Origin of the sequence: Arthrobacter sp. SLBN-53, assembly GCF_006715585.1 — a bacterium.
Taxonomy (GTDB): Bacteria; Actinomycetota; Actinomycetes; order Mycobacteriales; family Mycobacteriaceae; genus Mycobacterium; species Mycobacterium neoaurum_A.
Window position 1 is genome coordinate 4,425,885 of sequence record NZ_VFNN01000001.1, and the last position, 19,871, is coordinate 4,445,755.

Consider the following 19,871-nt stretch of genomic DNA (forward strand, 5'->3'; position numbering starts at 1 on the left):
TTCTTCGCGCGGGCGCTCATCAGTGCTGCCCCAGGTCGTTGGTGAGGATCTCCGCGGACGGGATGAGTCGGCGCCGGGTGTCGATGGCGATCACCGACCAGTCCACCCGGTCGTAGTCGTCGAACTTGCGGCGGGCCCGCTCGCGTGCCTTTTCGGGTGCACCGTGGTGAACTCCTTGCGGCGCATGCGAAACCAGTCCGGGCGGCATCGGGATGCCGTAGAGCGAACCGGAGTGGAAGAACGCGATCTCGTCGTAGTCGACGTTGCGGTGATACCACGGAGTGCGTTCGGTGCCAGGGACGCTTTCGGCGGGCTTGGGCAGGAAGTTCATCACGTACACCCCGGTTGCCTGCATGAACAGATGCACCGTAGGGGGGAGGTGCACGCTCTCGGAGGTGATGACGGTGTAGTCCTCGATGTTGAACGTGAACGGGAAGTTGTCCCCGCGCCACCCCTCGACGTCGAGCGGATTGTGTTGATAGAACAGAGAAGTGGAGCCCACCCCCTCGACTGGTGAATGGATGAGCCGCACCTCGTATTCGTCTCTGCCGTCATCGTCGATGGGGCAGGGCTCGGGAATGGTCACCTGCGCGGGGTCGAACGGGAAGTGCCTGCCCAGCGTGCCTGCCGGGGGCACCCGGAAGTCGTCGGTGGCCTGGATCATGAGCCAGGTCGATTCTTCATCGGGCACCTGCCGGAAGGTGCACGCCTTGGGGATGTAGACCCAGTCGCCCTCGCGGTAGCGCAGTGGGCCGAACTCGGTCTCCAGCAGTCCGGCGCCCTTGTGCACGAACAGCAGCAGATCGCCGTCGACATAGCGCACGAAGAACGGCATCGGTTCGGTGCGCCGGCTCAGTAGTACCTCGCAGTCGGCATTGCTGAACATCAGCAGCGGACCCCCGTGGGCATCGGCGGCATCGCTGGGCTTGAGCTCCGAGGACAGTACATCGGTGGGGCGCAAGGGCCCCTCCGTGCGGTACGCGGTCGGGTCGTTGCGCCGGTACATGTTGGCGGTGCGGCCGACAAAGCCGCCGCGGCCGAGTTCATCGTCTTTGAGACCGTCCAGATCGGCATGCACACGCTTGGGCGTCTTGCCTTTGCGAAGGTGGACAAAGGATTCCATGGTGCTCCTCGGATATCGGCCCGGAAAACTAAAAGTGACATTACTTTTTGTTCCGGTCCTATGCAAGGGTCCGTGCGCGTCGATCTCGCCGGTGAACGGGAATTTCGCTGTTTGTGCTCCGGATGCGGAAGTACGGCTAGCGGCGGTGCGCCCGCCGGCGCCGATATCGCCACACCTTGTACGTGATGAACGCGCTCACGCCCACCAGGATCATGACGGGCCCACCCGGAGTGGTCGCGCCATCTTCTCCGGCCGGAGTTGCCGGTGCGCGCGGCTTCGGTGGCTCCTGCGGGTCGGCGAGCGCGATGGCCTCGCCCGCAGATGTCTCGTCGCTCATGTCGCTATCTCATATCGGTGCCGTCGATCGGCGTCGCGTGTCGTCCGCCGAGTGTCAGAGGGTCGCGGTAATGCTACGTGCCGACGGTGGGAAGCTCGGATTTGCGACGATCGACGCTGGTCAGTGGTGATGTCCGGCCCGGCGAGCCAATTCGATTGCCTCGGTGCGCATCTGTGCCCGGTCTTCGGGCGTCCAGCGGGTTGTGGGCTCGATCACGAGCGTCTGAACCCGGTAGCCGAGCATGCCGAACACATACTCAAGATACGGGCGCTGGAAATCGTTCAGCTCGGGATGCCGTCCGTCGTAGGCGCTGCTACGGGTCAGGATGAGCTGCACCGGCTTCCCGTCGCCGAGGGTGCCGACATGTCGCCCTCCGGCGTCGAGGGTGAAGCTGGCGATCGGCTGCACGATGATATCGATCCAGGCCTTCAGTGCATGGGGTATGTGCCAGTTCCACATCGGTGACGAGATCACCAGCCGGTCGAAACTGCGCACCCGCTCGATCTCGTCGAGCACCTGCTGCCAGATGGCCTGCTGTTGCGCGGTGACGCTTTCGCCGAACAGTGGAGCGAACTTGGCCACCGCCGCATCGTGGCCGAATCTCAGCAGATCCTCATCCCATACCGAGAAGCGTTGGTAACGAGTGCCTTCCAGGAATGCTTCGGCAAGCTGAGAGGACAGTGCATCATCGCCCTTCGGGCTTCCCTCGACCCAGAGGGTGTTCATGCTGGACACCACCGCTGCCTAGACCATCGAGGTACGGGGGATCTTCATGCCGAGGCTCAGGGCGCCGGCCAGCTCCCGCGCGGTGTCGTAATCGAAGACAACGTGGCCGGACAGCACGTCCACATCGCGCTTGAAACGCTGCATGGGGCTGGACAGGAAGTGGATGCTCGCGCCGCCTGCGCCCATCAGATCGGTGATCACGGCCTTGGACTCCGCAACGATGTGCGCCGCCGCCAACCGGGCCTGAGCGCGCACCGGCTTGTCGACGCTGTCACCCGCCGCCACAACCGTCTCGATCTCGCCGACGGTGTCGGCGAGCAGTCCGCGCATGGCGCGAAGGCGCACCTGTGCGCCCGCCAGGCGGGCCTGTGCGATCGGCTTGTCCTTCTGCATGACGCCCTCGTAGGCCAGCACGCGCTCGGCCAGGCGCTGGGCGTAGGTCTCGGTCACGCGTTCGGCGCTGCCGAGGGCGGGCATCGCCGACAGCAGTGCCAAGGCGGGCACCATCGGCCAGCGGTAGGTGGCGCTGTCGTGCAGTCCCGCGCCGGGTGCGGTGCCGGCATAGATGTCGGTGACCCGCACCAGTCGGTGCTCGGGCACGAACACATCGGTGACTATGGCGTCGTTGGAGCCCGTCGCCCGCATGCCGTCGGTGTGCCAGACGTCCTCGACGGTGATATCGCCGGCCGGAAGCAGTGCCAGCGCCGGGAACAGGCCGTTATCCGGCCCGCACAGCGCGCACAGGATGATCCAATTGGCGTGCATCACGCCGGTGGCCCAGGACCAGCGGCCGGTCAGCCGGATGCCGCCATCGACGGGAACGCCCCGGCCGGTCGGCGCGAGCGGGGCCGGGGCCAGGAACGGGCGGTCGGCGAACGCCTCCTGCTGGGCCTGCTCGCCGAACAGCGCGAGCATCCAGTTGTGCAGGGTCAGGAAGCCGATGGTCCACGCGCTGGAGGTGCAACCGTGGGCCATCCGGCGAACCGGGTCGAGCAGGGCCGGGAACGGCGCCTGCAGGCCGCCGTAGGCCGCTGGGACCAACAATTCGGTGAATCCGGAGGCGGTCAGGTCGGCCACCGTGGCCTCGGGCAGCCGGCGCAGGGTCTCGGCCTCCTCGGCGCGCTCGGCCAAAGCCGCCACGAACTCATCGGTGATCACGCCGCGCGCCTCGGTCGTCGTCATGCCGAAAACTTACCATACCTTTTGGTATGGAGATGCTCAGCGGGCCACCATCAGGTCGAGAAACCGCTCGCTCTGCTCGGACAATCGGCTGTCGGGGGCGTGGCCCAACAGGTGCAGAAAACCGATACCCGCGGCGAAGGTGGCGTTGGCGCGCAGATCTGCATCGTCGGCGTCGAAGCCGAGGTCCTCGAACGCTCTGCGCACCGCGGCCAGGATGCGTCGGTCGGCGGCACGCACGCTGTCGGCGACGGCATCGTCGGTGCGGGCCCACTCGCGCATGGCCCGCTCCAGGGTCCAGTGCCGCGGACTGACCAGGGACGCCATCATCTGGATCAGGCGGTCTCGCGGGGGCAGCTCGTCGACGGTCTCGATTCGGCTCCGATCGTCATCACGCAGATCGCCCCAGGACTCGATGAGCGCGGCCCGGTAGCCCGCCATGTCGTGGAAGTGCCAATAGAAGCTGCCCTTGGTCACGCCGAGGCGTCGACACAGCGCATCTATTTTGAGAGATTTGAGACCGTCCTCAGCGAGGATCGTGTAGCCGGCCTGAAGCCAGTCATCCGTGGTCAGGCGGCTGCCGGACGGCTTCGGAGCGGTCGTCATGACTGGCAGCCTACGACGGCGCGCCGAGTACCTGACTTTCTGTACGTGCTGGCTGCATGTTTTACTGCAAGTCGCGACAACTGAATTCTCGGTCCGCTCCGCAATCCAATCGGAGTCAATGCGAGCGGACACGGATACCGCAGTGCAAGGGAGCACTGCGGTATCTCTGGGTGTTGGGCACACAGCACCGAGGGTCGGGCGGGACCGTGAACAATTAGAGTTGGGAAGAAATACATGCAGAACGTTGTTGGCCGGTGGATGCGCCGGATCGGGGCCGCAGCTGCGGCCGCGCTGGTCGTGCCTGGCGCGATCGCTGTAGCGGGTGAGACGGCCACCGCCGGTGCCTTCTCCCGCCCCGGACTGCCGGTTGAGTACCTGATGGTGCCCTCGGCCGGAATGGGCCGCGATATCAAGATCCAGTTCCAGAGCGGTGGCGAGAACTCGCCCGCGGTGTACCTGCTGGACGGCCTGCGTGCGCAGGAGGACTTCAGCGGCTGGGACATCAACACCCAGGCCTTCGAGTGGTACTTGGACTCCGGTCTGTCGGTCGTCATGCCCGTCGGCGGACAGTCCAGCTTCTACGCCGACTGGTACGCACCGGCCCGTAACAAGGGTCCGACCGTCACCTACAAGTGGGAGACCTTCCTGACCCAGGAGCTCCCGGCCTACCTGCAGGCCAACAAGGCCGTCAAGCCCACCGGCAGCGCCGCGGTCGGTCTGTCGATGGCCGGTTCGGCCGCGCTGAACCTGGCCACCTGGCACCCCCAGCAGTTCATCTACGCCGCGTCCATGTCGGGCTTCCTGAACCCCTCCGAGGGCTGGTGGCCGTTCCTGATCAACATCGCGATGGGTGACGCCGGCGGCTTCAAGGCCGACGACATGTGGGGTAAGACCCAGGATCCCAACAGCGGTTGGAAGCGCAACGACCCGATGGTCAACATCCCGACCCTGGTGGCCAACAACACCCGCCTCTGGGTCTACTGCGGTAACGGCAAGCCCAACGAGCTCGGCGGCGGCGACCTGCCCGCAACCTTCCTCGAGGATCTGACCATCCGCACCAACATCACCTTCCGTGACAACTACCTGGCCGCGGGTGGCGCCAACGGTGTGTTCAACTTCCCGGACAACGGCACGCACAACTGGGCGTACTGGGGTCGGGAGCTGCAGGCCATGAAGCCTGATCTGCAGCGCGTCCTGGGCGCCTGAACCAGGTACCGAGAAGCGAAAATCCCCCCGAGGCCCTAGCGGCCTCGGGGGGATCTTCTTTTCCCCCCCAGGGGGTTCCCCCCGGTACCCCCGTCTTATCGCCCCTGCGGGACGAGCTGAGTGCGGCGCGGGTCGCGATTCCCCTCAGATCGCGACCCGCGCCGAGTCCGGTTGGCGCGAACGACCCGGCGCACGAACGCCGGCCGCATGAGTTGGCTGGGTGAATCCAGCATTCCGGTCACCTTGATCAGTTCCACGGCGACGTGCGGATCGGTTTCGGCGGCCACCGACACGGCAGCCAGGCAGGGCTGGGCCACGCGCACCCAGAGTCGGCGATGCCCGTCGACCTCCGGCAGCGCCAGGTCCGAACCGACCGCGATACTCCATGCCATCCGCAACCTCGGGGTGCACGCGCGGAAGAACCGCCGCCCCAGATCGTCGTCGCCGTGGCGCAGGCAATCGCGCAGGATGGTCGCCTCGATGGCCGACAAGGTCAGACCCTGTCCATAGATCGGGTTCACACTGCAGATCGCGTCGCCGATCACCAGCAGGCCACGCGGGAAGCGCCTGAGCTTGTCATAACGACGCCACCTGTTCGACGGCACCCGGAAGTGCACCGCTTCCCCGACCGGGGTCGCGGCGCGCACCGCCGCCAGCACCCGATCGGGTATCAGACCGTCGCCGATGGCGAGCATCTCCGGGCGGCCGGCCGGTGGCGGGTGGCCTGCCATCGAGCCGACGGTGAGCGTCCAGGTGTTCTTCTCGTGGCAGACCAGTGACCACATGGATGGCCGTTCGGGTTCCGGAAAGAACGCCACCATCCGCTCGCGGATGGCGTCGGAGGGCATCTGCAGGCGCTGGCTGGCGTAGGCCAGTTTGACGATGACATCGTCCTCGGGTGGCCTGCTGTAGCCCAGTTGTTCGAGGAGCACGGGCGTGCGTGACGCGCGGCCGGTGGCATCGACGACGAGGTCGGCGTCCAGCACGGACGATGTGCGGCCGTGCGCAACCTCGACACCGGTGATACCCGATGCATCGGCGGTGCCGGCCAACCCGATGGCAAGTCGATCATCGAGGATGGTCACATTTCCCATGGCCTGGACCCGCCTGCGGATGGTGCGCTCGACCAAGCCGGAACTGGGGAAGTGCAGTGTCGCCGCGTCGGGGCGGTGGACATCGCGGTGTTGGGCCAGCCGGTGCCCGCCGAAGTGGATGTGCAGCCGGGTGAGGGTATCGCCGCGTAGCGAGGGGACACCCTCGGCGGCGAGATCGTCCTCGAAACCCGGAAACAGTTCAGCGAGAAGCACGGTGGCCGCGGGTGGCAAGACCCGGCCGTAGCGAAAATGCGATACGCCGCGGCGGGCGTCCGGGTCCTCGGTCAGGTCATCGCGTTCGACGATGGTGACGCTCCGGTAGTGCTCGGCGAGGACGCGCGCGGCGAGCAGGCCGGCGATGCTCCCTCCCAGCACCACCGCCCGCTCGCCCACGATCGCCATACTCGAAGTCTGCGGGACCTGGGTAAGGCCACTTAGAGTAGTGCGCTACTCATATTTGCCCGACGGACTACTTCAACTCGGCAGAGGAGAGCCCCAGCAGACGGCGGGCCACCACCAGTTGCTGGATCTGCTGGGTGCCCTCGAAGATGTCCAGGATCTTCGAATCGCGAGCCCACTTTTCCAGCAGCGACTGCTCGGAGTAGCCGACCGTGCCGGCCATCTCGACAGCCTTCAACGTGATGTCGCTGCCGACCCGGGCGGCCTTGGCCTTACCCATGGAGGCCTCTTTGGAGTTCGGGATCTTGTTGTCGGCCTGCCATGCCGACCGCACGGTCAGCAGATAGCCGGATTCCCACTCGGCCTCCATGCGGAGGAACTCGGCGGCCGGTGCGCTTTGGGCGTGTGCCGGCTTGTCATAGGAGATCTCGATGCCCGCCTCGGTGAGGATGACCCGCAGTTCCTCCAGCGCGGCGCGCGCCACGCCGACGGCCATCCCAGCCACGATCGGCCGGGTGTTGTCGAAGGTCTCCATGACCCCGCCGAAGCCCTTGTCCACCTTGACTTCCGGATCACCAAGCAGGTTCTCCTTCGGGATCCGGGCATTCTCGAAGCGGATCGCCGCGGTGTCGGAAGCCTTGATGCCGAGCTTGTGCTCGAGCCGTTCGACGGTGACGCCGGGGTGTTCGCGGGGCACGATGAACGACTTGATGGCGGCGCGGCCCAACGACTTGTCGACCGTTGCCCACACCACGATATGGCTGGCCCGCGATCCGGCAGTGACGTAGATCTTCTCGCCGTTGATCACGTACTCGTCGCCGTCTAGCACCGCGGTGGTGGTCACCGCGGCCGAATCGGAGCCGAAGCCCGGTTCGGTGATCGCCATGGCGGCCCACACCTTGCCGAGCCGTTCGAGCTGCTCCTTGGTGGCCACGCTGGAGATCGCGGCGTTGCCCAGCCCCTGGAAGGGGATCGACAGCAGCAGGGCGACGTCACCCCAGGACACCTCGAGCGCGTTCACCAGTGCGGACATGTTGGCGCCGTTGATATTCGACTTGCCGTCGACGTCACCGCCGCCCACGCCGTCGGCACCGGCGAAGGAGATGGTCTTGGCCGCCGAGATTCCTTCGAACAGCGTGGCCAGCGTGTCGAGCTCGACCGGGTAGGCGTGCTCGGCGAGGTCGTACTTGCGGGAGATGGGGCGCAGCATCTCGGCGGCACCCTGATGTCCCTTTTCGATGACTGCCCGCAGTTTGCGCGGCATTTCCAGATTGATTGCCATGAAAAGACCTTTCTAGAGAACCCGGCTGCTACAGGACGACGACACCCTCGGCGACGCCGAGTGCCCGCAGATCGCGGTACCAGCGTTCGACCGGGTGTTCCTTGGTGTAGCCGTGACCCCCGAGCAGCTGCACTCCGTCCAGGCCGATCTGCATGCCCTTGTCGGTGGCAATTCGCTTGGCCAGGGCCGCTTCCCGGGCGAAGGTCAGTCCCTGCTCGGCCCGTGCGGCACCACGCCAGGTGATCAGCCGCAGACCGTCGAGCTCGATGGCGATGTTGGCGGTCATGAAGGCGACGGCCTGCCGGTGGGCGATCGGCTCGCCGAACGCTTCGCGCTCCTTGATGTACGGGATGACGTAATCGAGTACCGCGTGCGACGTACCGACAGCCAATGCGGCCCAACCCAACCGCGAGTATGCGATGGCTTCCGAGTAGTCCTGATCGGATGCGCCGTCCTCGCCGAGCCGGTTGTGCAGTGGAACGGCGACATCATCGAGTGCGATACGGCCCAGCGCCGCGGCCCGGATACCCATCGACGGGTCGGCCTCGACCGTGACTCCCGCACTGGAGGATTCGACGATGAACAGCGCGGGCTTGCCGTTCAGCGCGGCCGCGATGATGAACAGCTCGGCGTCGGCCGCGGCGGGAACCAGCGACTTCACCCCGGACAGCCGGTATCCGCCCGGTGTCCGCACCGCTGTCGTCTTCAGTGCGGTGGGATCGAAGAGGGCGTGCGGTTCGGCGATCGCCAGGCACGCTTGGGGGACCTTCTCGCCGGCGAATTCGGGGAGGTAGGTCGCCTGCTGCTCGGCGCTGCCCCAATGGGTCAGCGCCGATGCGACGCCGGCCGGAGCCAGGATGGGCAGTGCCAGTCCCATGTCCCCGTAGGCCAGGGCCTCGGCGACCAGTGCCGCGGTGACGGTGCTGCGGTGCTCGGCAATCCCGTCGAAACTCTCCGGGATGCTCAACGACGTCACGCCGATCTCGGCCGCCTTGGCGATCAGATCGGGGGGATAGTTGGCCGCGGCGTCGGCGTCATGGGCCGCCGGTCGCAGGATCTCCTCGGCGAACTCGGCCACCGTCTCGACGATCATCTTCTGGTCATCGTCGGGGGTCAGATCGAAGTAGTCCGACTCCTTGGCTGCCAGCCGGGTGGGGGAGCCGCCGATGTTCTGGATGCGCTTGAACTGGCGGGATCCCGCGCCGGCGGCCGAGAATGCCGTCTTCACGCCGTAGCGCAGGCCCTTGTTGAGCGGATCGCGCAGGCCGTAGCGGTCCAGGAACTCCTGGCCCATCAGCGGGGTGAGCAGGGCGATCCCGATATCGGTCGCGGTGCGCTTGTGTTTCTGGAGTCCGACGGCGCTTTCCGGGCCGGTGCGCTTGGGTCGGGATTCGAGATTTGTCATCACAGCCTCACGTGGTTGGGGCAACGTGCGTCGTGACGCTATCTTACTCCAGAGTAAGATAGCGCATGGCTGTTATCAACGTCACATGGAAAGGCGTGCGCGCACCGCCTCGTGCAGGTGACCGTTGGTGGCCAGGGCACTGCCGCCGTGCGGCCCCGCCGCTCCGTCCAGGCTGCTGAACGTTCCGCCGGCCTCCCGGATCAGGATGTCCAGCGGGGCGATGTCCCAGACCTTCACCTCGGGTTCGCAGGCGATGTCGACCGCGCCCTCGGCGACCAGGCAGTAGGACCAGAAATCCCCGTAGGCGCGCACCCGCCACACCTCGTCGGTCAACGCGACGAACCGCTCCCGACGGTCGTCCCAACCGGTCGTCAGATCCGAATAGGACAGGCTCGCTGAGGACAGCTCCCTGACCCCGGAGACCTGGATGCGCCGCTGCCTGTCGCCGAACGAGGTGTGCGCGCCCAGACCGTGCGCGGCCCACCAGCGCCTGCCCAGCGCCGGCGCGCTGATGACGCCGACGACCGGCGTGCCGTCGGAGATCAGGGCGATCAGGGTGCACCACACCGGCACCCCCCTGACGAAGTTCTTGGTCCCGTCGATCGGGTCCAGAACCCACACCCGTCCCGTCGAAACCGGTGCGCCGCCGAACTCTTCGCCGAAGATGCCGTCACCGGGCCGCGCCGCAGTCAGGGTGGCGCGCAGCGCTTCCTCTGCTCCTTTGTCGGCATCGGTGACCGGTGTCAGATCCGGTTTCGTCTCGACGGCGAGATCCAGGGCGCCGAACCGGTCCATGGTCAGGGCGTCGGCCTGATCGGCGAGTTGCAGGGCGAGGGCGAGATCATCGGCGACGTCGGTCATGCCCGCATGCCTACCATGGTGGCGTGGTCGAATTCGCGATGATCCTGCTGTTGGTCGGTGCCCTGGTCCTGATAGCGCGTCCGTGGATCCAGAAGCGTGTCGCCGCCGGTGGCGGCGGGGCCGGATTCGGTGGAGGACGCGCCGCGAACATGGCGCCGGGCACGCTGCTGGTCACCGGTGTCAGCCCGCGTCCCGACGAGGTCGGTGAGCAGTTCGTCACGATCAGCGGGGTGATCAACGGGCCCACGGTCAACGAACACGTGGTCTATCAGCGGATGGTCGTCGACGTCGATCAGTGGCCGACCATCGGTCAGCTTATCGACGTCGTCTACTCACCCAAGAATCCGGACAAGTGGGGTTTCGCGCCGCTGGATGCGCCGCCGCCGGAGTATCCGCCACCCCCACCGCCGCCGCCGAATCAGCCACCGCCGCCGCCCAATTATCCGAACTCCAACTGAGAGTGCCCATGTCGCAAAAGCTTCCGCAGGGTCTGCTCGACCTGCTGGGTAAACCGAGCCCCTGCTTCGTGGCCACGCTGATGCCCGACGGCGCGCCGCAGTTGACCGAGACATGGGTGCACACCGACGGCGAGCACATCGTGCTCAACATCGTCGGCGGCTCGCAGAAGGACCGCAACCTCGCCCGCGACCCGCGGATCGCGATCAATGTCGCCGACCCCGACGACATCCGACGCTTCTATGCCATCCGTGGTCGCGTCGCGGTCACGACGACCGAGGGCGGACACGAGAGCATCCACGAGATCTCGCAGAAGTACCTCGGCATTCCCTACCCCTACTTCAGCGGCAATCCCGACGAGACCCGGCTCATCCTCACCATCGCCGCCGAGAAGATCACCCCGCCACCGGGGGAGTGAACGGCGGCTCGACGGGTCGGCCCGACAGTCCGATAAGACGCCTCGGGCGAGATTGGCTCCAGGGTTGTCGTCACGGCCCGGTAAGGGCATATCGCAACCGTCAGCAGAATCTCGTCCGAGGCATGTCACGCGGTACTCCTCGGATGCGCGCCTAGCCTGCGAAAGCCACGCGGCTCAGCCGTGCGCGATCCCCAGCAGCTTCTCGACGTTGGCGATCTTCACCCGCGGCCGGTGCTGCGCCTCGCCGATCGCGCGCTCGTGGGCGTCGATGCGTTCCCAGTGCGCATCGGTGACCAGTCGGGGCTGTCGCGACAGCAACCAGTCATGCAGCTCCTGGGCGTGCCCATCGTCGAACCGGGGCTCTTCGAGATCGGCCAACAGCGTCTCGACGGTGTCGGCGGAGTCCTTCTTGTTCGAGCCGATCACCCCGGACGGTCCGCGCTTGATCCAGCCGACCACATACTCGTGCTCGCGGCCCTCGATGCGGCCGTTCTCATGCGGGATGGTCCCGGATCGCTCGTCGAACGGCAGCCCGTCCACGGCGACCCCGCGGTAGCCGACCGCGCGCACCACCAGCTGTACCGGCAGCTCCTCGCGCTCGCCGGTGTCCTTGGCCACCACCCGGCCGCCCTCGTCGACCAGTTCGTTGCGGCCCAACACGATCGACTCGACCTTGTCGGTGCCGCGGATCTCCACCGGTGAGGTCGCGAAGCGGAACACCACCCGCCGCTGTGCCCCTGCCGGCTGCAGCTCGGCATATTCGCGCAGCACCTTGATGTTGGTGCGCACGGTCTTGTCGGCGGCCGCCAGATCCGCTTCGGTGATGCCGTCGAAATCGGCGCGCTCGACGACGACGTCCACCTCGGCCATCTGCTCCATGTGTCCGAGCTCGCGCAACTCCATGGTCGTGAACGGCGCCTGCAGCGGACCCCGCCGGCCCACCACGATCACCTCCTGCACGGCCCTGGTCCCGAGCTGATCCAGCGCGTGGTCGGCGATATCGGTCTGGGCCAGGATCTGCGGCTCACTGATCAGGATCCGGGCGACGTCGAGTGCCACGTTGCCGTTGCCGATCACCACCGCGCGCTCGACGTCGAGGTCGGGTGCGGTCTCCTCGAAATGCGGGTGCCCGTTGTACCAACCGACGAAATCGACCGCGGAGACGCTGCCGGGCAGGTCCTCACCGGGGATGCCGAGTACCCGGTCGGACTGGGCGCCGACGGCGTAGATCACCGCGTCGTAGCGTTCGGCCAACTCGGAGGCGTGCACGTGTTCGCCGACGCCGACATTGCCGAAGAAACGGAAGCGCGGATCCTGCGCGGTCTTGGCGAACTGCGCGCTGATCGACTTGATCTTCGGATGGTCCGGCGCGACACCGGAGCGAACCAGCCCCCAGGGGGTCGGCAGCATCTCGATCATGTCGACACGGAAGTCGCGGCCGTCCTGGCCGGCTTTCAACAGCGATGCGGCGGCAAAGAACCCGGACGGTCCAGAGCCGACGATCGCCACGTGGTACGGGCGCATGCATGGCCTTTTCGTGAGGCTGACCGGCGTCGCGCAAGGGGCTGTCGCGTCGATGCCGGAGTGGGTTTGCGCACCCGAGCCTAGCCGCGCAGCACCGATCGAGGGCCGAGTCGGGAGAAGCCGACCGGTAACCTCAACAATCGTGGATCCAGACCGTCTTGCCGATATCGCCGCCCTCGACACCACGTTGACGACCGTGGAGCGGGTGCTCGATGTCGAGGGTCTGCGCGCCCGCATCGTCACACTCGAAGCAGAGGCCGCCGACCCCACCCTGTGGAACGACCAGTCCCACGCCCAGAAAGTGACCAGCGAGCTGTCGCATGCGCAGAACGAACTGCGCCGCGTCGAGGAGCTGCGCCAGCGCGTCGAGGACCTGCCGGTGCTCTACGAGATGGCCGCCGAGGAAGAAGGCGCCGAAGGTTCCGACGCGCTCGCCGAGGCCGATACCGAGCTGGCCAAGCTGCGCGAGGACATCGAGGCCATGGAGGTCCGGACACTGCTGTCCGGCGAGTACGACGAGCGCGAGGCGCTGGTCAACATCCGCTCCGGCGCCGGTGGTGTCGACGCCGCCGATTGGGCGGAGATGCTGATGCGGATGTACATCCGGTGGGCCGAGGCGCACAAGTACCCGGTCGAGGTCTTCGACACCTCTTACGCGGAGGAGGCCGGTATCAAGAGCGCCACCTTCGCGGTGCACGCCCCGTACGCCTACGGCACGCTCTCGGTCGAGCAGGGCACCCATCGTCTGGTGCGGATCAGCCCCTTCGACAACCAGGGCCGCCGGCAGACATCCTTCGCCGAGGTCGAGGTGCTGCCCGTCACGGAAACCACCGACCACATCGAGATCCCCGAGGGCGATATCCGCGTCGACGTGTACCGCTCCAGCGGTCCCGGCGGGCAGTCGGTCAACACCACCGACTCCGCGGTCCGGTTGACCCACATCCCGACCGGCATCGTCGTCACCTGTCAGAATGAGAAGTCCCAGCTACAGAACAAGGTGTCGGCCATGCGCGTGCTGCAGGCCAAGCTGCTGGAACGCAAGCGCCAGGAAGAGCGCGCCGAGATGGATGCACTCAAGAGTGACAGCGGCAGCTCCTGGGGGAACCAGATGCGGTCCTATGTTCTGCACCCCTACCAAATGGTGAAAGACCTCCGCACCGAATACGAGGTCGGAAGTCCGGCCGCGGTGCTCGACGGCGACATCGACGGTTTCCTGGAAGCCGGTATCCGATGGCGCAATAGGAAAGATGACGACGACTAACGGCACGGTTCTCGCGATGTCAGTGGCCGACCGCTGGCACGACTTCTGGCGCGGCGAGATCGGCGAGTGGATCATCACCCGCGGTCTGCGCATCGTCATGTTGGTCATCGCCGCCATCCTGATCGCGCGGTTCGTCAACTGGGCCGCCCAGCGGATCACTCGTCGGATCGACGCCGACTTCCGGGAGAGCGACGCGCTGGTGCGCACCGAGACGGCCAAGCACCGGCAGGCCGTCGCGTCGGTCATCTCCTGGGTCACCATCGCCCTGATCTGCGTGGTGGTGCTGCTGCAGATCACCGACATCCTGGCCATCCCCGTCGGATCGCTGGTGGCGCCCGCCGCCGTGCTCGGTGCGGCGCTCGGTTTCGGGGCGCAGCGCATCGTGCAGGACCTGCTGTCGGGGTTCTTCATCATCACCGAGAAGCAGTACGGATTCGGTGACCTGGTGACGCTGACCCTCGGTGCCTCCAACGACGCCACCGGCACCGTCGAGGACGTCACCCTGCGAGTGACCAAGTTGCGCACCAGCGACGGTGAGGTCTTCACGATCCCCAACGGCCAGATCATGAAATCGCTCAACCTGTCCAAGGACTGGGCGCGCGCCGTGGTCGACATCCCGGTGCCGACCACCGCCGACCTCAACTCGGTCAACGAGCTGCTGCACGGGGTATGCGAGAACGCGATGAAAGACCCGCACATGAGCGAGCTGTTGCTGGACCGGCCCCAGCTGATGGGTGTGGAAAGCCTGGAACTGGACACCGTGAACCTGCGGATGGTGGCCCGCACCCTGCCCGGTAAGCAGTTCGAGGTGGGCAGGCAATTGCGCTTGCTGGTCATCGCGGCGCTGGCGCGGGCCGGGATCGTGTCCAAGCCGGAGTCCACCCCGCTGGCCGCGAACTCGGAGGTCCGCAGTCAGTGAAACTGGTAACCCGGTCCACCGGTGACGACAACAAGCGCTGGCCGACCTATGTGTTCGGCGGGCGGATGCGCACCTCGACGGTGGGATTGATGGTCGCGTTCTTCTGCACCGCATGGCTCTACGAGACCTATCAACCGCCGCCGGAGCCGCCCCCGATCACCCAGACCGTGCCGCCTGGGTTCGTGCCCGACCCGGATTACACCTGGGTGCCCCGCACGCAGGTCTACGAACGCCCGCAGAGGACCTACCCGAGCACCACGACCCCGACGACCACCGAGCCGCCGGAGCCCACGACCACCACGACGTCGCCCACGACGACGTCGGGTACCCCTGGACCCGATGGCCCGGCCGCGCCGAGCGGTGAGCCGACCACAGACGGGCAACCCACCACGACGGTGATCGATCCGGACGGTCCGGGTGGCCTGTTGCCGCCGATCACGCTGCCGGTGCTGCCCGGTCCGACTCCCGCCCCCGGGGCGACACCGCCACCGCCCGCACCCAGCCCGAACTGACACACGTCGAGATCCGGCTACACTGGCGTGCCGTGATGATCACCCTCGACAAAGTGAGCAAGCAGTACAAATCCTCTGCCCGCCCGGCACTGGATGACGTCTCGCTCAAGATCGACAAGGGTGAGTTCGTCTTCCTGATCGGGCCGTCCGGCTCGGGCAAGTCGACGTTCATGCGCCTGCTGCTCGGCGCCGAGCACCCGTCCAAGGGCGATATCCGGGTTTCCAAGTTCCACGTCAACAAGCTCGCCGACCGGCACATCCCGCAGCTGCGGCAGGTGATCGGCTGCGTCTTCCAGGACTTCCGGCTGCTGCAGCAGAAGACGGTGTTCGAGAACGTGGCCTTCGCGCTGGAGGTGATCGGCAAGCGCGGCGATGTGATCAACCGCGTGGTGCCCGATGTGCTGGAGATGGTCGGTCTGTCCGGCAAGGCCGCCCGGTTGCCGCACGAACTCTCCGGTGGTGAACAGCAGCGCGTCGCGATCGCCAGGGCGTTCGTCAACCGGCCCCTGCTGCTGATCGCCGATGAGCCGACCGGCAACCTGGACCCGGAGACCAGCAAGGACATCATGGATCTGCTTGAGCGGATCAATCGCACCGGCACCACCGTTCTGATGGCCACGCACGATCACCACATCGTGGACTCGATGCGTCAGCGCGTCATCGAACTGGAACTGGGCCGGCTCATCCGCGACGAACAGCGCGGTGTCTACGGAATGGATCGCTAGTGCGCTTCGGCTTTTTGGTCAACGAGGTCTGGACCGGACTTCGCCGCAACGTCACCATGACGGTGGCCATGATCCTCACCACGGCCATCTCCATCGGCCTGTTCGGTGGGGGTCTGCTGGTGATGCGCGTCGCCGACCAGTCTCGCGACATCTATCTGGACCGGGTGGAAAGCCAGGTCTTCCTCACCAACGACGTCTCGGCCAACGACCCGACCTGTGATCAGGATCCGTGTAAGGCGCTGCGGGCGCAGATCGACGCGCGCGATGACGTCCGCTCGGTGCGCTACCTGAACCAGGCTGATGCCTACGAGGACGCCATCAAGAAGATCCCGGCGTTCAAGGACGTGGCCAGCAAGGACGCGTTCCCGGCCTCGTTCATCGTGAAGCTGGAGAACCCCGAGCAACACCTCGATTTCGACAGCGCGATGCAGGGCCAGCCCGGCGTGCTCAACGTGCTGAACCAGAAGGATCTGATCGACCGGCTGTTCGCGCTGCTCGACGGCATGTCCAGCGCGGCGTTCGCGGTGGCACTGGTGCAGGCGATCGGTGCGATCCTGTTGATCGCCAACATGGTTCAGGTCGCGGCGTACACCCGGCGGACCGAGATCGGCATCATGCGCTTGGTCGGCGCGACACGCTGGTACACCCAGCTGCCGTTCCTCGTGGAGGCGATGTTGGCCGCGTTCATCGGCGTGGTGCTGGCGCTGCTCGGCCTGCTCACGGTGCGGTCGCTGTTCCTGGAGAAGGCGCTGTCGCAGTTCACCCAGGCTAATTTGATTGCGCCGCTGGACTTCGCGGACATAGTTTATATCTCGCCGATCCTGCTGTTCGTGGGTGTGGCGATGGCCGGGCTCACTGCGTACGTGACGCTGCGCCTCTACGTACGAAGATAGAAGATGGCTACCAAGAGCAAGAAACCGGATAAAGCCGAGAAGGCGAACAACTTCGTCATTGCGACCAATCGCAAGGCCCGGCACAACTATTCGATCCTGGAGACCTTCGAGGCCGGCGTCGTGCTGGTGGGCACCGAGGTCAAGAGCCTGCGCGAGGGTCAGGCCTCCCTTGTCGACGCGTTCGCCACCGTCGACGACGGTGAGATCTGGCTGCGCAACCTGCACATCGCCGAGTATCACCACGGCAGCTGGACCAACCACGCGCCGCGACGCAACCGCAAGCTGCTGCTGCACCGCCGTCAGATCGACACACTGGTCGGCAAGATCCGTGACGGCAACCTCACCCTGGTGCCGCTGTCGCTGTACTTCGTCGACGGCAAGGTGAAGGTCGAGCTGGCGCTGGCCCGCGGTAAAGAGGCCCGCGACAAGCGCCAGGACCTCGCCAAACGCGATGCCGACCGCGAGGTGATCCGCGAACTGGGCCGCCGCGCCAAGGGAATGCGCTGAGCCCGGTGCGTGCGGCCGTGCGCGGCGCGTTGTTTCCGCCGTGATCGCATTTCCAGGGTTCGCGGGCAATACAGGGATATAGTTCGCCCACGCGTCAAGACGCACGGGAGGACGGGTGACGGTGCGACGCTCGCGTCTATGTGCCCTCGTCCTCGGGGGCGTCGTCATCCTCGCGTCCATCAATGCCGGCGCGCCGTTCGGCGCCGCCGTTGCCGATCGTGTCGAGTTGATCCTGCAGGTGAGTGTCGGTGTCGGCGCCGTTGTCGTCGGCGTGCTCACCGCGGCCCGGGAGCATGGTCTCGAACGCTGGTGGCGGGTGTCGTTCGTGTGCGCGCTGTTCACCTGGGTGCTCGGCCAGACGCTGTGGCAGGTGCATATCGCCGACTGGGCGCCGATGCTGGCCCGCGCGATCTTCCTGGCCCTACCCGTGCTGGTCTTCACCTCGGTGATCCTGCTGGCGCGATCCAGCGGCGGGATTCGGGCGCCCGCGGCCAGTCCGCTCCGGCAGTCGCTGGTCACCAACGTGCTCGACGGGGTGATCGCCGCGGTCGCGTTCCTCATCCTGGCCGCGATGAGCGACCTGGGCACCAGATTCGAGGCAGCCAGCCCGGTCATGCGGGTGCTCGACGTCGTCTTCATCGGTGCCGAGATCGGCGTCATCGGCGTCATCGTCCTGATCGCGATGATCTACGACGCGGGTCGGCCCAACCGGACCAACTACATGCTGCTGGCCGGCGGACTGCTGCTGATGGGCGTGTCCAACCGCATGCTTGCCTATGTGCGGTCGGTGGACCGTGTCGATGCCGAACTCTGGGTCGGCATCGGACTGATCGTCGGCCCGGTGCTCACGGCGTTCGCGTTCCTGCCGACCACCCCGGCGCGCGATGCCGACGTGCTGCGCCGTCAGGACTGGCCGCACCTGCTGCTGCCCTATATGGGCTTTCTGGGTGTGGCGGTGCTGTTCGCCTACCACCTCTACATCGATCGTGAGGTGTCCGCGCTCGCGGCGTTCCTGACCATCCTCATGGTCGTGCTGGTGGCCAGCCGCCAGGTGGTCGCGACGCGCGCCGAGCGTTCACTGACCCAGTGGCTGTTCTGGGCGCAGCGCGGGCTGGCCCATCAGGTGCATCATGATCCGCTCACCGGCCTGCCGAACCGGACCCTGTTCGCCAAGCGCCTCGACGAGGCGATGGCACGTGGCAAGTTCGTGTTGATCTTCCTGGACCTCGACGATTTCAAGGAGGTCAACGACAGATTCGGCCACGCCGCCGGCGACGAGTTGTTGCGCGCGGTGGGGGAGCGGTTGTCGCGCGGCATCGGCGAGCGCGACACCCTGGCCAGGGTGGGTGGCGACGAGTTCGCGGTGCTGATCGTCAGCAATGGTGAGGCCGACGCCGAACTGGAAGGCGCCGCCGACCGCCTGCGCCTCGCCTTGCGTGACCCGTTCCCCGTGCACGGATCGTCGGTGCGCGTCAAGGCCAGCATGGGACTGGTGCGCCCGGATGCCGACGGCCTGTCGCAGACCTCGGACAGTCTGCTGCGGCAGGCAGATGTCGCCATGTATGCCGGCAAGCGGATGGGGAAGAACACCGCCGTGGTCTACAACCCGCTCGCCGGGGCGGTGGTCGACTTCCCGACGATGCTGCGTGAAGCGCTCGGCGCGCCGCCGAGGGGTTTCCGGCTGGTCTACCAGCCGGTGGTGGCCCTGCCGGGTGGAGAGCTGGTGGCGGTGGAGGCGCTGGCCCGCTGGACGGCGGGCAACGGTGTCGAGATCTCGCCGGAGACATTCGTCGCCGATGCCGAAGCGGCGGGCATGGGCGCCGAACTCGATGCGTTGGTGCTCGACATGGCGTGCGGTGAGGCGCGCGCGGCCGGGATCGACCTGGACATCCACGTCAACATCGGAGGGGCCCGACTGGGCACGCCCGGCTTCGACCAGGTGGTCCGTGAGGTGCTGCAACGCCACGAGATCCCGCGCGGACGGTTGATCCTGGAGATCACCGAGACCGAACCGATCGTCGATCTGGACAAGGCCGCGACGCAGATCACCCGGTTCGGGGAGTTCGGCGTGAAGGTTGCCCTCGACGATTTCGGTTCGGGCTTCAACTCGCTGCTCTACCTGCACTGCCTGCCGGTGGACATCGTGAAGTTGGATCGGACGCTGGCCTCGGATATGGACGCCGGCCGGGACCTGACGCTCTACCGCTCGGTGATCAACCTGTGCGGTGAGCTCGGCTTCGAGGTGATCGCCGAAGGAATCGAGACCGTCGACCAGGCCGATATGGTCTGCCGCGCCGGCGGACGGTTCGGTCAGGGATACCTGTTCGGGCGGCCGGTGCCGATGTCCGAGCTGGCCGAGATCCGGCGCCGTGCCGTGCGGACTTTTTAATGGCTGGCCTCGGTTGTATAAACCGTTAGTATGGAAAGTCCTGCCGAAC

The 19,871-nt window shown here is 66.4% G+C and carries 19 protein-coding genes and 1 pseudogene; 10 read left to right on the plus strand and 10 right to left on the minus strand.

From position 1 onward, the window contains the following. Positions 1 to 19: 19 nt before the first annotated feature. The 5 genes from FBY28_RS21250 to FBY28_RS21270 all read right to left on the minus strand — a co-directional run bounded on the left by FBY28_RS21250 (position 20) and on the right by FBY28_RS21270 (position 3,971). A complete protein-coding gene (locus FBY28_RS21250; RefSeq protein WP_141869248.1) occupies positions 20 to 1,123 on the minus strand; it encodes a homogentisate 1,2-dioxygenase in 1,104 nt (367 codons plus the stop codon). Positions 1,124 to 1,259: 136 nt separating this feature from the next. Continuing rightward, entirely contained in the window at positions 1,260 to 1,460 is a 201-nt protein-coding gene (locus tag FBY28_RS21255; RefSeq protein ID WP_141869249.1) for a hypothetical protein, read from the minus strand. Between the two features lie 120 nt (positions 1,461 to 1,580). Beyond that, positions 1,581 to 2,186, minus strand: a complete 606-nt coding sequence (locus tag FBY28_RS21260; RefSeq protein ID WP_141869250.1) for an NAD(P)H-dependent oxidoreductase — start codon at positions 2,184 to 2,186, stop codon at positions 1,581 to 1,583. Between the two features lie 18 nt (positions 2,187 to 2,204). Next, positions 2,205 to 3,368, minus strand: coding sequence for an acyl-CoA dehydrogenase family protein (locus tag FBY28_RS21265; protein WP_141869251.1), 1,164 nt, complete (start codon positions 3,366 to 3,368; stop codon positions 2,205 to 2,207). 36 nt (positions 3,369 to 3,404) lie between these two features. Next, entirely contained in the window at positions 3,405 to 3,971 is a 567-nt protein-coding gene (locus FBY28_RS21270) for a TetR/AcrR family transcriptional regulator (protein ID WP_141869252.1), read from the minus strand. A gap of 234 nt (positions 3,972 to 4,205) precedes the next feature. On the opposite strand from FBY28_RS21270, the gene FBY28_RS21275 reads away from it, so the two are divergent. After that, entirely contained in the window at positions 4,206 to 5,177 is a 972-nt protein-coding gene (locus FBY28_RS21275; protein WP_031601408.1) for an esterase family protein, read from the plus strand. 95 nt (positions 5,178 to 5,272) lie between these two features. On the opposite strand, the gene FBY28_RS21280 is transcribed toward FBY28_RS21275, so the two are convergent. The 4 genes from FBY28_RS21280 to hisN form a co-directional block, all read right to left on the minus strand. Then, the gene (locus tag FBY28_RS21280) at positions 5,273 to 6,673 is read right to left on the minus strand and encodes an FAD-dependent oxidoreductase (RefSeq protein ID WP_141869253.1); all 1,401 of its coding nucleotides are present in this window, start codon (positions 6,671 to 6,673) and stop codon (positions 5,273 to 5,275) included. Positions 6,674 to 6,740: 67 nt separating this feature from the next. Continuing rightward, the gene (locus FBY28_RS21285; RefSeq protein ID WP_141869254.1) at positions 6,741 to 7,952 is read right to left on the minus strand and encodes an acyl-CoA dehydrogenase family protein; all 1,212 of its coding nucleotides are present in this window, start codon (positions 7,950 to 7,952) and stop codon (positions 6,741 to 6,743) included. 28 nt (positions 7,953 to 7,980) lie between these two features. Continuing rightward, on the minus strand, positions 7,981 to 9,357 hold the full coding sequence (locus tag FBY28_RS21290; protein WP_019514428.1) for an acyl-CoA dehydrogenase family protein: 1,377 nt from the start codon (positions 9,355 to 9,357) through the stop codon (positions 7,981 to 7,983). 81 nt (positions 9,358 to 9,438) lie between these two features. Further along, positions 9,439 to 10,218, minus strand: a complete 780-nt coding sequence (hisN, locus tag FBY28_RS21295; RefSeq protein WP_141869255.1) for a histidinol-phosphatase — start codon at positions 10,216 to 10,218, stop codon at positions 9,439 to 9,441. Positions 10,219 to 10,241: 23 nt separating this feature from the next. Between hisN and FBY28_RS21300 the strand changes: the two genes are divergently transcribed. Together FBY28_RS21300 and FBY28_RS21305 are read left to right on the plus strand one after the other, a co-directional pair. Continuing rightward, a complete protein-coding gene (locus tag FBY28_RS21300; protein WP_141869256.1) occupies positions 10,242 to 10,676 on the plus strand; it encodes a hypothetical protein in 435 nt (144 codons plus the stop codon). 8 nt (positions 10,677 to 10,684) lie between these two features. Beyond that, positions 10,685 to 11,092 (plus strand): PPOX class F420-dependent oxidoreductase, encoded by a 408-nt coding sequence (locus FBY28_RS21305; RefSeq protein ID WP_141869257.1) that lies wholly within the window; start codon positions 10,685 to 10,687, stop codon positions 11,090 to 11,092. Positions 11,093 to 12,001: 909 nt separating this feature from the next. Here FBY28_RS21305 and FBY28_RS26490 read toward each other — a convergent pair. Beyond that, positions 12,002 to 12,853: pseudogene (locus FBY28_RS26490) on the minus strand (FAD-dependent oxidoreductase); the annotation flags it as partial. On the opposite strand from FBY28_RS26490, the gene prfB reads away from it, so the two are divergent. From prfB to FBY28_RS21345, 7 genes are all read left to right on the plus strand, one after another. Beyond that, entirely contained in the window at positions 12,759 to 13,877 is a 1,119-nt protein-coding gene (gene prfB, locus FBY28_RS21315) for a peptide chain release factor 2 (protein ID WP_141869259.1), read from the plus strand. The pseudogene FBY28_RS26490 and the gene prfB overlap by 95 nt on opposite strands. A gap of 16 nt (positions 13,878 to 13,893) precedes the next feature. Then, entirely contained in the window at positions 13,894 to 14,796 is a 903-nt protein-coding gene (locus FBY28_RS21320) for a mechanosensitive ion channel family protein (protein ID WP_019514434.1), read from the plus strand. Next, positions 14,793 to 15,308 (plus strand): Rv3103c family proline-rich protein, encoded by a 516-nt coding sequence (locus FBY28_RS21325; protein WP_141869260.1) that lies wholly within the window; start codon positions 14,793 to 14,795, stop codon positions 15,306 to 15,308. Before FBY28_RS21320 ends, FBY28_RS21325 begins: the two co-directional genes overlap by 4 nt. 35 nt (positions 15,309 to 15,343) lie before the next feature. Next, the gene (gene ftsE, locus FBY28_RS21330; RefSeq protein WP_019514436.1) at positions 15,344 to 16,033 is read left to right on the plus strand and encodes a cell division ATP-binding protein FtsE; all 690 of its coding nucleotides are present in this window, start codon (positions 15,344 to 15,346) and stop codon (positions 16,031 to 16,033) included. Then, positions 16,033 to 16,926, plus strand: coding sequence for a permease-like cell division protein FtsX (gene ftsX / locus FBY28_RS21335; RefSeq protein ID WP_141869261.1), 894 nt, complete (start codon positions 16,033 to 16,035; stop codon positions 16,924 to 16,926). The genes ftsE and ftsX overlap by 1 nt, the downstream gene beginning before the upstream one ends. 3 nt (positions 16,927 to 16,929) lie before the next feature. Then, entirely contained in the window at positions 16,930 to 17,433 is a 504-nt protein-coding gene (gene smpB, locus FBY28_RS21340; RefSeq protein WP_019514438.1) for an SsrA-binding protein SmpB, read from the plus strand. A 115-nt stretch (positions 17,434 to 17,548) separates the two neighbouring features. Further along, positions 17,549 to 19,822 carry a putative bifunctional diguanylate cyclase/phosphodiesterase gene (locus FBY28_RS21345; protein WP_141869262.1) on the plus strand — a complete coding sequence of 758 codons (2,274 nt, stop codon included), beginning with the start codon at positions 17,549 to 17,551 and terminating at the stop codon, positions 19,820 to 19,822. Positions 19,823 to 19,871: the final 49 nt, after the last annotated feature.